The organism is Citrobacter sp. C1 (genome assembly GCF_014596895.2).
Lineage (GTDB): Bacteria > Pseudomonadota > Gammaproteobacteria > Enterobacterales > Enterobacteriaceae > Citrobacter > Citrobacter gillenii.
On sequence record NZ_CP115037.1, the window covers coordinates 24,390 to 37,719 of the forward strand.

17 protein-coding genes and 1 tRNA gene are annotated in these 13,330 nt (G+C 50.5%); all 18 read right to left on the reverse strand.

Going from position 1 to position 13,330, the window contains the following annotated elements:
- Positions 1 to 15: 15 nt before the first annotated feature.
- The gene (locus tag IB214_RS24925) at positions 16 to 564 is read right to left on the reverse strand and encodes a hypothetical protein (RefSeq protein ID WP_048231981.1); all 549 of its coding nucleotides are present in this window, start codon (positions 562 to 564) and stop codon (positions 16 to 18) included.
- Between the two features lie 302 nt (positions 565 to 866).
- Positions 867 to 941, reverse strand: a tRNA-Asn gene (locus IB214_RS24930).
- 748 nt (positions 942 to 1,689) lie between these two features.
- A complete protein-coding gene (locus IB214_RS24935; RefSeq protein WP_188249382.1) occupies positions 1,690 to 1,995 on the reverse strand; it encodes a C-type natriuretic protein in 306 nt (101 codons plus the stop codon).
- A 148-nt stretch (positions 1,996 to 2,143) separates the two neighbouring features.
- Entirely contained in the window at positions 2,144 to 2,356 is a 213-nt protein-coding gene (locus IB214_RS24940; RefSeq protein ID WP_004110177.1) for a hypothetical protein, read from the reverse strand.
- Positions 2,340 to 2,516 (reverse strand): hypothetical protein, encoded by a 177-nt coding sequence (locus IB214_RS24945; protein ID WP_023180936.1) that lies wholly within the window; start codon positions 2,514 to 2,516, stop codon positions 2,340 to 2,342. Before IB214_RS24945 ends, IB214_RS24940 begins: the two co-directional genes overlap by 17 nt.
- Entirely contained in the window at positions 2,516 to 3,838 is a 1,323-nt protein-coding gene (locus tag IB214_RS24950) for a DNA ligase (protein ID WP_188249383.1), read from the reverse strand. The genes IB214_RS24945 and IB214_RS24950 overlap by 1 nt, the downstream gene beginning before the upstream one ends.
- A gap of 34 nt (positions 3,839 to 3,872) precedes the next feature.
- Positions 3,873 to 4,349 (reverse strand): hypothetical protein, encoded by a 477-nt coding sequence (locus IB214_RS24955; RefSeq protein WP_188249384.1) that lies wholly within the window; start codon positions 4,347 to 4,349, stop codon positions 3,873 to 3,875.
- Between the two features lie 81 nt (positions 4,350 to 4,430).
- Complete coding sequence (locus tag IB214_RS24960; protein WP_188249385.1) at positions 4,431 to 5,225, reverse strand: hypothetical protein; 795 nt, start codon at positions 5,223 to 5,225, stop codon at positions 4,431 to 4,433.
- Positions 5,226 to 5,306: 81 nt separating this feature from the next.
- Positions 5,307 to 6,422, reverse strand: a complete 1,116-nt coding sequence (locus tag IB214_RS24965) for a hypothetical protein (protein WP_060453941.1) — start codon at positions 6,420 to 6,422, stop codon at positions 5,307 to 5,309.
- Between the two features lie 148 nt (positions 6,423 to 6,570).
- Entirely contained in the window at positions 6,571 to 7,911 is a 1,341-nt protein-coding gene (locus IB214_RS24970; RefSeq protein ID WP_006812582.1) for a DnaB-like helicase C-terminal domain-containing protein, read from the reverse strand.
- Between the two features lie 60 nt (positions 7,912 to 7,971).
- Positions 7,972 to 8,697, reverse strand: coding sequence for a hypothetical protein (locus IB214_RS24975; RefSeq protein WP_022649963.1), 726 nt, complete (start codon positions 8,695 to 8,697; stop codon positions 7,972 to 7,974).
- A gap of 196 nt (positions 8,698 to 8,893) precedes the next feature.
- Positions 8,894 to 9,652 carry a DUF2971 domain-containing protein gene (locus IB214_RS24980; protein ID WP_188249386.1) on the reverse strand — a complete coding sequence of 253 codons (759 nt, stop codon included), beginning with the start codon at positions 9,650 to 9,652 and terminating at the stop codon, positions 8,894 to 8,896.
- A 45-nt stretch (positions 9,653 to 9,697) separates the two neighbouring features.
- Positions 9,698 to 10,051, reverse strand: a complete 354-nt coding sequence (locus IB214_RS24985) for a hypothetical protein (RefSeq protein ID WP_161496783.1) — start codon at positions 10,049 to 10,051, stop codon at positions 9,698 to 9,700.
- A 5-nt stretch (positions 10,052 to 10,056) separates the two neighbouring features.
- Complete coding sequence (locus IB214_RS24990; RefSeq protein ID WP_022649960.1) at positions 10,057 to 10,722, reverse strand: division plane positioning ATPase MipZ; 666 nt, start codon at positions 10,720 to 10,722, stop codon at positions 10,057 to 10,059.
- Positions 10,723 to 10,877: 155 nt separating this feature from the next.
- The gene (locus IB214_RS24995; protein WP_223240319.1) at positions 10,878 to 11,627 is read right to left on the reverse strand and encodes a hypothetical protein; all 750 of its coding nucleotides are present in this window, start codon (positions 11,625 to 11,627) and stop codon (positions 10,878 to 10,880) included.
- Positions 11,612 to 12,034 carry a hypothetical protein gene (locus IB214_RS25000; RefSeq protein WP_016051638.1) on the reverse strand — a complete coding sequence of 141 codons (423 nt, stop codon included), beginning with the start codon at positions 12,032 to 12,034 and terminating at the stop codon, positions 11,612 to 11,614. Before IB214_RS25000 ends, IB214_RS24995 begins: the two co-directional genes overlap by 16 nt.
- A gap of 348 nt (positions 12,035 to 12,382) precedes the next feature.
- On the reverse strand, positions 12,383 to 12,634 hold the full coding sequence (locus IB214_RS25005) for a hypothetical protein (protein ID WP_016051635.1): 252 nt from the start codon (positions 12,632 to 12,634) through the stop codon (positions 12,383 to 12,385).
- Position 12,635: 1 nt separating this feature from the next.
- The gene (locus tag IB214_RS25010; RefSeq protein WP_016051634.1) at positions 12,636 to 13,328 is read right to left on the reverse strand and encodes an endolysin; all 693 of its coding nucleotides are present in this window, start codon (positions 13,326 to 13,328) and stop codon (positions 12,636 to 12,638) included.
- Positions 13,329 to 13,330 lie beyond the last annotated feature (2 nt).

Consider the following 13,330-nt stretch of genomic DNA (forward strand, 5'->3'; position numbering starts at 1 on the left):
GGCTCGTCATAAATTTCATTTGTCTTGTTCCAAACGAGCCATTTTTAAGTGTTTATCAGTGAAGGTCAGAATAGTTACACCTTCATCTTTATTCATGAAACCGGCACCGTTTATCATCATGATCAGGCGCTCTTTGCCGCGGAATACCTCATAATACTTTCCCGCTGCGCATGACATTGTCTTGGCGCATTCCAGTCCATTCAAGGCTGTTTCATCAAATACCTGGTCTTTAGTGGCAACCGGCTTACCGTATTCTTTAGTAAGCATTTCGTCGAGCTGCATGAAGGTATATTTGCCGACGTTAGTAGTCATGCTCGACTCAACTTTGCCGTCAATTAACCCACCAGTGGTATGCGGCTCCTTGCCTTCAGCCGCAGTTTTATCGAACAGAGCGAAGGCTTCGATGTTTGGTGTTCGTTTTTCAAAGAGGGTTTTGTACTGGCTCTCAAGAGCGTTTTTGTCTTGGCCTATCAGCGTGATTTTATCTACTTCAGACTCGTTACATCCCGTCAGAGCGAGCGCGATCACCAGAGATGCAAGAATATTGAGGTTGCGCTTTTTCATTGGCTTATCTCCATGTTTTACTGCCACATCCTATCACCCACATGCAGGCAGTCTAATGCTGCCGTTGCTAAATGAAGGCCCAAAGGTGGTAAAACCATACGTGGAAATATTCTGGAGTCAACCCAGCAAAAAAGGGGCCGAAGCCCCTTTGATTTTTGCGCTAAAAAGTGTTGGTACAATGCTAAGAAGCAATGGTTAAGAACGTCTGCCGTGTCTATCACAGCGCTGAACGGTCTGGCGACATTTGCGGAGTCTTTCCGTTCGGACGGTGGTGGCGAACTCCAAACCGTTCAGCGCTATGTTGGCGATGGTGGGTGGACTCGAACCACCGACCAGTTGATTAACAGTCAACCGCTCTACCACTGAGCTACACCATCATTTTTCGCGGCGGTACTTGTTCATGGACAACCAGGCAACCAAGAACTTTCCCGCAACTTGCACTTTACGTTAGTGCCAGACGAGGCTTGTGGCTCGCTCACATAGAGCGAAGATCTGGAATCCTTCTCGGCGGTTGATGGTCGCCAGACTCTTCGATCTTATTGGATGTATGGAATCATCCATGTTGTGAAACCAGGGGCTACATAGGCAACAATGATTTCACCAGAGGGTTAAAGAATCCTGCTTTCACAACGTTGAGGCCACTGAACCGATTTATGTTCGACCCAACATATTGATCAGTCACTACAGCTCTGTGGAATCACCTGTATGATTAAAAGAAAAACAGTGACCTCAACGTTGTGCGCTGGCTAACCAAGCCAGCCGGGTTACGTCGCCGCTTTTAACCCAAGATTAAACGACATAAGTAATGGAAATGACGTAACAGGATGGACGGTCAGCTGGCTGAAACCGGGATGATGGAATGGAATGAGGAAACCAACCGCCCATCCTGTTACTTCATCGAATAGGGCATGGGTGGTGCAACATGCCCTATCCTGCGTTCTGCAATCACACTCGCTCAGTGTGTCCCATTTCGATGACGAGGCTGGAAACTGACCTCGCTGGTGTTTGGCTTCTTAGGCTACTGCCAGGTACGTATCTTCGTTTGCAGTTATATTTAACGTTCAAACAGTCGCGTCTCAACGAAAACAAATGAATCTTATACATAATAGATAAGTAAGTAAATACTTATTTTTCTGCAACTCGTTCAGTTGCTATCTTTTTGATCAAGCTCACCTTCTGTTCCGGCGTTCTCGTGATGATGGCCGTAAAACGCTTCGCTTGAATAGTAATAGTTTCGTTCTCCTTCAGTTCGCCGTAGTGAGTCTCCAGCAGAGAACCCAGGCGCCACAGACCGTCATCTATGCGTTTATGGCTGGCAAACCTGATCAGCAGTAGCTTTACGATTAACTGACCAATGTAAAAGGCATATCCGAAGCCGGCCGCTACAAGGTAGGTTGCCAGCCACCAGTCGAAAGAGGTCAAATTGCTCATTTCCGCACTCCCGTCTCGTGAACAACCCGATACAGCCGCTTACCGATGCGAAGCGTTTTGGTTTTCAGTTCCTGCCTGACCAGGTCGCGACAGATACTGAAGCCGAGGGCCACGCCCCCAGCAAAAGATAATAGAATGTATGGAATCATCAGAACGCCCCCGCCTCAGTCAATTGCTGCAACAGTGAGTGACCTTTTTCAGTGAGTTGATAGTTCTCCACACATCCCTTTGGCGAAACGTTAGCGACAAGATTCATGCGTTCCAGTTTGGCGCGGGTCTTTGGCTTCCAGTTAGCGTAGAACTCCTTCCACTGGCTGATTTCACGCAGAGTTTCTTTCTCCCGTTTACTTAACATGATCATCCTTAATCTCCTTCAGTGTGTACGTGATATCTACAATGCGGTAAATGCGGCCACGTCTCTGCATGACACCGGCTTTTACGTAATCGTTGATGCAGCTGGACGTAACCAGACTGCCAATAACAATGCCGACGACCAAAAATACAATCATCCAGCCGAGCATCAGTCTTTATCTCCAATACGGTCTTCGGTATCTCGCAGACATTTCGGCCACTTCAGACGTGGGTGGCGTAAGCTACCGTCTGGCGTTTTCTCATGGCAGTGAACCTCAACGATGCGTCCACGATACTTCTCCTGATTGTTCCAGATCTCATCCAGATACTTGTGCTTGATACCGCTGGCACGAACGATGACGCCGTTCTCCAGACGAATCACTATCTTGCCCAGCGTATGCGCAAAGCCAGAGTCCGGGTCGCCTGGCTCAAAGTCGATGATTTCACCGTCTTCCGAATCCTCGTCTTTCAGCTTCCACCAGTTGCGGGTGCGTTTGAACTCGTAAACAGAATCCGGATCTTTGCCCATCTCCCCCTCTTCGTTCTCGTCCAGGCGCTTCATGAAGCGTTCGATAAAGTCTTCATGGCTATGGATGATGTAGAACGGATGCAGGTGGACATCTTGCGCGTAATCTTCCCCGCAAGTGTTGCGGAACAACGCCACCAGCATAGCCAGGCGCTCTTTCAGCTTCATGCCGGTCTTCAGGTACTCTTTGCTTTTTGCCTGAGCACGCCACTCCGGTAAGAAGAAATCGAAGATGTGGTAAACGGCACCAATGGCTTTCACGTTCTTCTTGCGAAGCGCCGACACGGACTGGTTGAACGTACCTGCAGTACCCTCACCATCGAAAAAGATATGCTTGAAACCGGAGAGTCTGCCTCGCTCAAGCATGGCTGGTTTAAGGTGATCGAGTGACGTAATCGGATTGCCGGTACGCGTGAGGAAGTTCACCTCTTCCTCGTCAACGATGACTTCGCAGATAACCCGGAGACCATCGAGTTTGAGGCTGCCGATCATTGGCCACTTGGCCTTTGGATTTGGTTTAAATGGGTATTTGTCGCCTTTCTCCTTGTACGGAGACGCCAGCTGTACCTCAAACTTCGGAATTGGGTTTTCGAACACCTTGTTGCACAGGCTGATACCGACACCGGCTTTCGGATCTTTCAGCAGGAAGCGACGAAACACGTCCTGCCCGTCAGCGCACATTGAGGCAACGAGTGATTCGACAGCAGTAATGGCCGCGTTCCCGGTCAGTTCGCGCGCCGCCAGCTTCTCCAACAGCTCTACTACCTTCTGGTCGCTGGGTACGGAAGTATCGAGTGGCTCGGCCACTTTGTACTTCTTCACACCGAATCGAATGAATGGGTTGAGCATTAGCGAGACCATGCTCTGCTCAAATTCATCAAGGTTGGCCAGCGCCTCTTTCTTGGCGTTGGTTCCCATCGTTTTTATGGCATCCAGCTTGTGCTTTAGGGCGATCAGTTTTTCCATTAGTGTTTAACCTCCATCGGTCGCTCGGGAGTTTTCATGTGTTTTCTTTGGTTGCTTCTTCAATGAGTGCCGCGTACACGTCAGTGACGGGCGCCAGTGAATCGGTGGACGTGGTTTCGGGTTTGGCTGATTCTGTTTTCTTCGTGCGTTTAACCAGACTGTTAATCGTCATGGTGTTGCGCTTCCGGGTAAGCGTTCTGGCGTGGTCGTTTTGCTCTTCCACTTCTTTGATAAGCGCAGACATATCGATGAAGTAGAGCTGTTCGCCTTTGCGGATCTCTTCGACCATCATCTTCAACGCCTGGCATTTGCCGGCAGCAATGGCCGCAGCGCAGGACTGGAACGATGTAGCCGGGAGACGCTTCTCTTTGTAGGCGAGGATGGTGTGCTGGCAGACTGTATAGCTGCAATGGGCCTCATGGCCGTTGATCTTCACTTCCGGGCAGCGCAGCGAATAACCGTTGTTTCCGGAGATAGACGGGATTTTCGACAAATCTGTTCTTGTGGACATGCTTCTAACCGTAGTCGTGTACTTACTTATTGAGCGCAGTTTAAAAAAGCCCCACCAGGGGGCTAAATGGCTTATCGAGGCTTACCAGGTCGCCCAGCCGGTCATTTTGTCCTGAGCGGCTTCGAACCGGTATGGTTCCAGTAAATCGTTGGCATGGTGGACGGCGTAGGATTTTGCCTCCTGTTTAATCATCGGCAGCTCGTTGGCCAGGCGTGCCACCTGCCCTGCAAAACTGGCGAGCACACCGTCACATGCCTGACCCGCATCGACAATGATGCGCACCAGGTCTAAGTCGCTGCGGCACATATCGCAGATGATGCCGTATTCCACCTCACGAATGCGCTCAACGGCTTTTTTGGTATCACCACTGACCACCAATTCCAGCAAACCAGGTGGTGTTGTCAGATCTGTAACGCGTTCGGTAACTTCAGGCAGTTCGACAATGCTCAGGAACGCCGCGATAGAAGGATCATCCTCTACACCAGCCCTGCCTTTGATCGCACGAAGAGTCGCGTCGACAATTTCCTCAAACCGTTCACCTTCATCGCACACCGCCTGATTGGTGTAGACAACGCGGCCGTCGTACCATGCACCGGCGCGTACTTCGACCGTTGCGTCCTTCATCTTGCGAGTGAACGTGACGAGTGCCGCGCGTTTCTGCTTAACACCAGGCAGCTCTGGGGACTCTCCAAAACGAACCCAGACCCGCATGTATTTCGAGCCTTCCCCAAGAGGGGCGGTACTCACAGACGTGGCGATGTGTTCCAGCGCAGTTTGGATCGCCTCATCGATAATGTTCTGGCGCTCTTCTGTATCAATTTCTACGCCTGATTTGTCGATGATTTCGGTAACGGACTTCTGAATATCTGCTTTCATAAAGGTTCCTCAATTCCTTCGTCACGCATATTCTTACAGAAAAATAAGTATGTATCTACTTATCATTAACGGCGTGCAATTTTATACAAGAGCTTTAATGCCGAGTACCTTGCTTTGTAGCTCCAACTGTTTGGAGTACGGTTTGGCACGATAATAGGCTTTGAGGATCTGCTCTGGCGTCGCGTCGCCGGGGTCGAGACCCTCTTCGCCCAGACAGGCCACTTTGACATTTAGTCCGATGCTGGTGAGACGTTTGGCCGCCGACATAGTGTTGCGGATCGCTTGTTTCTCGCTATCCCACATCATGATGATGTTGCGTAATCCACGCGCCTTGAGCGTCAGGAACGCGCCCAACTGATCTTCAGCGTCCTCATTCATATTTCCGGACAAGTGCATCCCGAACGTGCCAATTGGCTCCACGTAATCCCGCAGCGTCTCTTCGTCGAAGATGGCACGCTTCACGCCCATTACGTCAAATGCCCCTTCACACACAACGACCGTTTGTTTTCCGACTGCGTTGTGGCCGTTGTAGAGAAACTTACCCGACGCCGGCAGCTGCATGGGGAAGAGATAACGGCGTTCTGCAGCCCCGGTAATGTCACGCCCCTGGAAGGTCTTCATCACGCCATCCAGATCGTAAACTGGTATCAGGATGCGCATGTCGAACACTTGTCCTTTGACCTGGTCTGTGTACGGGTCGACGTATGCGTGCTTGCCTTCAACGCAGTAACGCAGATCAAAGTATTTGGCCAGCTCAGGTGAAATCTGGCGCTCCACCAGATAATCAGGAAGACGACCGTCAATGGGGAGTTCGTAATGGCGCGGGAGAGCTACTGGCCCTTCGAGTTCAACCTTGCTGGCCAGCACGATCTCTTCCTTCTTCGGCGCCCAACCTTGTGAGATCAGCGCGTTCTGGACGTACTCTTCAAAATCGCGACGGGATTTGCCGCTGTAGTGCTTGAGAAAGACCAGTTTATTGAACTGAATCTCTTCGGGATGATCGCCAGCAAAGCATTTGCCGACGCCATTGGTCAGGTTGAAATATACCTTCCAGTTTGAGCTGCCGCATACCGGGCACTCCTTGATGTTCACCTCACGTCCACGAGTGCTGACACCACCACGACGGTAGATGATCCCCTCCATATCGAGCCATTGTTCAAAATCCAGCTCAGTCAAAAGTTCTTTGAGGTCACTCATTGTTTAACCCTACTTTTTGCAGGCAATATCTTGATAAGCCTCAGCATTTGAATACCATAAAGGCTCATGTGTTTTTTCTTTTGTGGTTGGCAAAAGGAAGTTTTTCTCTGATGGAAACAGGCGTGGAGGTTCTTTCCACGCCTTCTTTTTATAGGACGTCCATAATGCGTTCGATGAATCGCATTTGTTCGAGGTTCTGCTTAACGCGGATGCTTACGCCGCCTTTCTGGTTACGTGAACCAGCGAAGTAAAGACGCGCTTCGCCTTTCGCTTCTTCCTCTTCCGTTTTGTTGATCGTGATAACGAGGTCAGCGATACGCACCTTCTCGATGTTGTCCGCTGCGTGCATCATTGTGGCCACCTCAGAAGCACCACCTTCCCTGTTAGTCTGCGATGCAGTGATGCCGGCAACGTTGTGTTTGTCGTACAGCGCACGCAGGTCAGTGTAGATGCTGCGAATGTTGGCGCGGTCGTCGCGGAGGTCGTAGCTGGCACGCATCAGGTCGGCGTAGTCGACCACGACCATGTCGGGGATCATGCCATTGGCTTTCATGCTGCCCAACATACGATCCAGATCTGCAGGCGACATGCTTCCGGACGGTCGCTCAACAATCCACAAGCTCCCCACGCCTTTCGTCGCGCCCAGTTCTGCCAGTTTGCGATGGACGTCGTCGCGGCGCTCCACCAGCTTGGACATTTCGGTCTCAGACAAACGGGCGTCAAAGCGATCTGACAGAATGGAGGTGTGAACTTCCAGCGACAGATACAGGACGTTGTAACCGGCAAGCGTAGCGTTGATGGAGAACTCACCCATCGCCGTCGACTTACCAGACTTCGCGAAGCCCATGAACAGCACCATCTCACGCTTTGCCCAGCCTTTCTGGTAAAGCAGCTTGTCGAGCAGCGGTAGTCCCGTTGTGATGCTGTTTGGCACGTAATCGTCGGACGCTTCGTACTCACGCGCCTTGTAACGCTCTGCTGATTCAGAGAAGTAATCGTAAATGCCGGTCGCTTCGTTAGAGCCGATTTGCTGGACTTTGGCCATGATTGCCATCGCGCCCTGGAAATCACCCTTCTCTTTCATCTCGGCCGCTTTAATCAGCGCGTCGTCGAACGCTACGCTTTTGGCAAACGTCGCGACCTGGTCAACCATGTACGCCGTGTCTGACAGCTTCTCCGCGAGAATCCGCTTAAACGCCTCAACGACGTCGGGGAACAGCTCTTCGCGGATCGTCTTATCGCGTTTGGCGCGTTTGAGCATGTCGAGTATGGCCGACGATGATGGTGCGCTCTTATACATTCTGTAGTAGCCCGACACCATGTTCACCAGAATGGCGTTGGCCGCATTGGAGAACTGGTTTGGCGCAACCAGATCACCGGCGCGAGTCAGAAATTCATGGTCGCGACAGAAGTAGGCTGCGAGTCGATTCTGGAAGTCGTCGTCGAACTCTTCAGACAACCCTCGTCCTGTGTGGCAAAGTTCGGTCATGTGCTTTCCTTTGGTGCTTAAACAATTTGTTTTCTAATACTAAAAAAGGCAGATAGGGGATCAACAGAATCGCCGTGCTTCTTCCAGTTCTTCCGGGAAGTGCGCGTAAATCACACGCTCAGGCACGATTTCCATCAACCAGACAGCGGAGAAGATGATGCGGACGCGCTTGTCTCGGGTAATGCCACGCAGACGCTCCAGAACCCACTCAAAATAGCGTTCTTGAATCGGGTCGTGCTGCATGTCTCCCAGATGCTTAAAACTCACCAGAGAGTCATCCAGACGGGTTACAGCTCGCTTGGCTAACTTCTCTTCGAATATCTCGATCAGCTCGGGCTGCCAGAGATGCTGGGGGCGAGGCAATTTGTCCCACAGACGGCGTGCAGCTGCGGACAGAACGGTAGAAATGAAGTAGTCATAAGAGCAGCAGTACTGGTCGGCAAACTGGCGTGCTTTCCAGAGAGACGTTTTGTTCGCCGTCGACAGCTCCTGATATGGCACACGTTTCAAACCGGTTGTGAATGGAGCCGTCTCATAGTGTTCGCGGCCATGCGACAGCATGATGTATGAGTACTGGCGCTTGTATGCCTCAGTGAAAAGGCATGTGGCCATAAGCGGGTGCATGTCGCGGTAATCAAACCACTTTGTCTCGAACAACTCAGCCTCATCCTTGCAGCGTGACAGCCCAATATTCTCGGCCACCCACTTGTCCATGACTGTGGTGTCCCACTCGGTCATGAAGTCGTACTGGTCGTTGTTAATAGTGTTAAAGAAGATCTGGCTCATGTGCTCCGCCGATAGGTAGTTACTTACTTATCATAATGGGCGAATCATAGCGACTGGAGATGTTTTTTGGAAGTGGAAACGGAAGGGAATGTGTCTGGGAAGTTGCCATAGAAAAAGACCTGCTTCCGTATAAATAATAATAAGTAACTTAGTATTTATATATACAGAAGCAGGTTCTTAATTGAAGCTGCCAGAACTAGTAACCTTGAAAAGAAAGGTTCTTGTCCAGCTCCACACGCTTCAGTTGGTACGAGTCGGTAGGGCAAAGCATTTTGTACACGGCCAGATTGCTGTCCAGCAGTTCACGGGCAAAACTTTCCAGCTCTGGATAGGGTTTACATCCGATAGAAATCTCTTTGATGAGCGAGGTGTCGAACTTCTTAATCCCTGGCAGCTCAGAGATAATCCGGAACTCTTCTTCGTACTTCCAGCTCTCACCCTTGTGCAGAAAGATGGCTCTGACAATGTCGTACACATCAGCGGTATAGAAGTTCACTTCAGGCGGCGATTTCACGTACTCCACATCACCGTTTAACGCTGTGTGTCGGTCATCCAGCGCTTCCACAATAGCGTCATCAAACCCTATGCAAAATCCAGAGTGGGAGCTGGCGTAATGCGACCACATCAGGTAATTAGTGTCAGCTCTGGTGAGGCATATCACACCGGTATTCAAAAGCAGATTTCCGCGCAGCATATAGGCGTCAAACTCTTCGGCGTTTTTGGTTCGCCCCCTTAACCAGTTCTCACCGTCATCGTCGCTTTTGCCAGACCACATCTCATGATATCGGACACGCTTCTCCGGGATCGTGGCGTCAAAACTAAATTTGGCTTTGAACTCGGCAGGGTCATTGAAGTCGTGTGGCCGGGTGGCTCGGATGGTTCCATCTTCGATGAAGAATTTAAGAATTTTGATTAATTCGTTTGGGTCTTCATGCCCTACGTATTTGTACAGCACAAACAAAGTCCTTTTGAGTTAAAGGCGTCTTTCGACGCCTATTATTTAACCTTTCTTCATCAGCTCACGCTTGATTTCATCGGTGCGCATCGTGACGTCGGCAGCGGTGATCGCCTCGTTCAGCTTCACGATGTCCTCGATTTCCTGCGGCGACTTCTCTGCCAGATGGAAAATGGCTGCACGAATCACGTCAGAACGGGTGAACTTCTCGAAACGAGGGATGAACTTCATCATCTCCAGCAGATCGAAGTACTCGTCTTCCAGCGACATTGTGCGGCTCTTAATCTTCTCTTTCCCACGAGTCGGACGCCCCTGCGGTCTGACTGGCTGGCGCATTGGGGTGCTGCTTTTTGGCTGCTCTTCCGGCTCTTTGCGCTTTGCAAGGTCTCCCATTCTCATGGACATTATTCTTCCTCCAGACTCATGATGTAATCTACAAACTCTTCGAACTCGGCTTCTGCCTTCTTATCGCGTTCAGCGCCAGTCATTTCAAAGATAGAACGACCTGCCTCTTCCGCATCGTCATAAACGTTACGGTTGTACAGGTTAACCGGCGCAGCCTCTATGCCGAATGTCTCGACAATTTCTTTCGCCGCCAGAATACGTGATGCCTGGGAAGGCAGTGACGGACACTGATTCACTACCGCGCGGATCTTCACTGTCTCGTTCACATTGCGAACGTTGTCGATGATCGGGTCGATATCACGCAGAGATTTCAAATCACGACGTTTAGGACGCAGCGGGATGATAATCACATCAGCCATAAGCATCGCCAGACGCTGAATTTCGGAGTCAAAGCCACCAGCATCTACCACTACATAATCGGTGCGCCCCTGAAGCGATTTAAGATGTTTGACGATGTCATCCTGAACATATGCGAAGGGAATCAGCTCAAGATCATCATTCTGGCGACGGTCTTCACACCAGCTCGTCGTGGTGCGCTGGATATCGATATCGGTGACGTGAACCTTCTTTTTCTTTTTAACTTTGAGGCATACCGCAATTTGCTGGGCAACGGTAGATTTGCCTGGGCCGCCTTTTGTGCCGCCAACCACAATGATCTTGGTCATTGGTGAGTTCCCTTTGCGTGAATTATTGTCGTATGAAACAACTTGTTTTCTTATATGTGATATAGCCTAAATGCCTACGGCTGCGGTGTAAAGGTTAAATGATAGGTACTTGGGGGAATGTGGGGCGTGGGATCAAAAAACCCGCCGTAGCGGGTTTATGGGAGAGAGATGATGTTGACGATGTGCGTACAAGAACCTTTATCAAGTCGCAGCTCGCGGTCTCCCCACTCGTCTGTTACGCGGCTTAAAGGCAAACTGCCAATATCCCACGGTAGGAAGCCGGTGGCGGAACCCTTTGCCTTGTCGCCGAGCTGGTCAAGACAACATTTTTTCACGGTATCGTAGATCATAACCTCGCCATATCTCCGCATAGTACCTGACCACATGGACGCACCCAGAATGGTTTGCAAATTGTCGCAAACGAGATGGCGGTATTTGTCCAGTATGAAGCGATATGCTGTAGAGCCTATGCGGGCTGAGTCAAAAGGCGGTTCGAGATAAGCGCCTTTGATTTGCTTACCGAGGTATTCATTCCCATCGACGCCAATAAACGGAAAATCGTTATAGGCAAACCGACCCACAACCTTCAGCTCTTCTGGGCTAAGAGTCGCATCCACGATCTCAATTTTGATGATGTGTTCGGCAGCCTCAAACGCACTCATCCCCTCGTCATCCATAACCCGCGTGATTTCGTCAAATTGATAATCTGAGTTATAGGAGGGCAAAAGATACACAACGAGAAAGTTGTCGAACTCGCCTTTATCGGCACGCATCTCCACCAGACGAACAACATCGCCTTCTGGGGTCGCGAAATGAAAGGTCTCTAAAATAGTATAGCCGCCCATAGAGAGCGGCATTTTGTTCAACTGCTTGTTGTAGCGTTCATCAATTAAAGAAGGTGCCATTGTTCTTTTTTGCGTTCTGGTAAAACGCTTTCCTTGAGGTCGTTGAACTTATTCTTCATGAATTGTACAACGGCTTTCTCAATTTTTGGAACAATGGATTCTTTAACATCAACAATTTCGGGGTACTGTTCTTGCGGCTTGAGGACAAAGCGCAATTTGTTATTGCGCACAACGACCTCTGCCAACGGAGTTACAGTTGAGGTGCTGTTGGATATGTTCTCTGCGCGAGTAACATCACTTTTGAATGTGACAATGAAGTGCTGGCGGTCAGCTGTTTCGCGACATAACATGCGGCGCACTTCCACTGAGTCTTCACTGTTGTGAAAACGCATAGGGAAGCTATCGACTACCGCAGTGTTCGTGCGGATCGTTTGCATAGTACGTGTTTTGTCATGATAGTTGAGCATGTTTCCACCTTAGCCGTTAAGACATTGATGTCGTGCGGCGACCCCATCGGGGTTTAGAGGCTACGAGAATGCAGCGCTTCTTTGAAATAATGTATGAATGTCTTGACACTCGTTGATTAAATCTACATCAGTCACAAACTAATTGCAACCTGACCAATCCCCAAAACCCCGCTAATCACGGGCGCTTACGCGCTTTCGTCTGCTTTTTTGCCGCTCCATTGGCACAAACGCTCACCCACCATATTGTGAGCCAAGATCTGCCGCTCTGTCTCTTCGGTCATTAAATCCTCATTACTCACATAGATAGGGTTGGCTGCATCGCAGAAGAGCACGCCGGAAGTCTGTGTCTTAATCACGCACCCACTTACCATGCAGCTCACGATGAACAGCAGAAGCGCCTTTCCGCCGCACTTCATTAAATGTCTCATTTTTGACGTCCACTGTACTTTGAAGCCTTTTCCTGTCTTCCTGCCTTGCCTTCTCTTCGATCGCTTGCCGAGCCGCACGACCACCCATCGCATAAGCACCGACAAGCACGAAAAGAACGGCAGCCAGGGTAATCAGAGCAATTTTCAACTTCGAAACCAGGCTGCCGAACATTTTAAACCATCCCTTTCTGGTGTTTGCGTACCTGAGACCAGGCAATAAAGCCGGCCACAATGATGGTGGCTACGCCAAAAATGATACGAACCGTATCACCGCTGGTGATATGACCTTGTGCCTTATCCATCGCCACAGACACTTGGGGCATTACGTCGGCCAGCTGCGCCAGCCCAATACCTGCCGTGACAGTTGCGCCAGCCGTTTCTTTGGTCACAGGAACCGCTTTAACCGTCTTGATCGGCTTAACGACGCCAGCGCGACGCAGACCTTCCTCAATAACTTCTGCCGCATACCAGGTGTTTGGCGTTTTCAGTGGGCCACGGCCGTTCTCGTGCCGAATGATCGCCTCTACCAGCGGACGCAGAGTGTCGTAGTCGTGTAGATCGATGATCATGTCCGGGGTGACACCAACGGCTTTAGATACCTCGTTCACGTAGGCACTGGTGTTGTTTTCATTTGGCGGCGCCCAGCGCTCGATGACCTCGCGAATGGTATCGATGCTTGAGCCGTCCTTCGCCCGGCGCTTGTCGTGGTAAGTGATGAGCGTTACCGCCAGCGCTCGAATCCCCCATACGGGATCTTTGAACGTGCAGAAACGTGGTTCGGAAGGGTTGCTAATAAGCCCCTGCCACGGCGACCCCTTATCGAGATTGCCAGGGTTGTTGTTACGAATACCTCTTGGAGTTTTCATCC

Excerpts from the sequence above, each read along its gene's own strand:
- IB214_RS24925 (WP_048231981.1), bottom strand. The coding sequence starts at position 564 with ATGAAAAAGCGCAACCTCAATATTCTTGCATCTCTGGTGATCGCGCTC.
- IB214_RS24935 (WP_188249382.1), bottom strand. The coding sequence starts at position 1,995 with ATGAGCAATTTGACCTCTTTCGACTGGTGGCTGGCAACCTACCTTGTA.
- IB214_RS24940 (WP_004110177.1), bottom strand. The coding sequence starts at position 2,356 with ATGATCATGTTAAGTAAACGGGAGAAAGAAACTCTGCGTGAAATCAGC.
- IB214_RS24945 (WP_023180936.1), bottom strand. The coding sequence starts at position 2,516 with ATGCTCGGCTGGATGATTGTATTTTTGGTCGTCGGCATTGTTATTGGC.
- IB214_RS24950 (WP_188249383.1), bottom strand. The coding sequence starts at position 3,838 with ATGGAAAAACTGATCGCCCTAAAGCACAAGCTGGATGCCATAAAAACG.
- IB214_RS24955 (WP_188249384.1), bottom strand. The coding sequence starts at position 4,349 with ATGTCCACAAGAACAGATTTGTCGAAAATCCCGTCTATCTCCGGAAAC.
- IB214_RS24960 (WP_188249385.1), bottom strand. The coding sequence starts at position 5,225 with ATGAAAGCAGATATTCAGAAGTCCGTTACCGAAATCATCGACAAATCA.
- IB214_RS24965 (WP_060453941.1), bottom strand. The coding sequence starts at position 6,422 with ATGAGTGACCTCAAAGAACTTTTGACTGAGCTGGATTTTGAACAATGG.
- IB214_RS24970 (WP_006812582.1), bottom strand. The coding sequence starts at position 7,911 with ATGACCGAACTTTGCCACACAGGACGAGGGTTGTCTGAAGAGTTCGAC.
- IB214_RS24975 (WP_022649963.1), bottom strand. The coding sequence starts at position 8,697 with ATGAGCCAGATCTTCTTTAACACTATTAACAACGACCAGTACGACTTC.
- IB214_RS24985 (WP_161496783.1), bottom strand. The coding sequence starts at position 10,051 with ATGAGAATGGGAGACCTTGCAAAGCGCAAAGAGCCGGAAGAGCAGCCA.
- IB214_RS24990 (WP_022649960.1), bottom strand. The coding sequence starts at position 10,722 with ATGACCAAGATCATTGTGGTTGGCGGCACAAAAGGCGGCCCAGGCAAA.
- IB214_RS24995 (WP_223240319.1), bottom strand. The coding sequence starts at position 11,627 with ATGGCACCTTCTTTAATTGATGAACGCTACAACAAGCAGTTGAACAAA.
- IB214_RS25000 (WP_016051638.1), bottom strand. The coding sequence starts at position 12,034 with ATGCTCAACTATCATGACAAAACACGTACTATGCAAACGATCCGCACG.
- IB214_RS25005 (WP_016051635.1), bottom strand. The coding sequence starts at position 12,634 with ATGTTCGGCAGCCTGGTTTCGAAGTTGAAAATTGCTCTGATTACCCTG.
- IB214_RS25010 (WP_016051634.1), bottom strand. The coding sequence starts at position 13,328 with ATGAAAACTCCAAGAGGTATTCGTAACAACAACCCTGGCAATCTCGAT.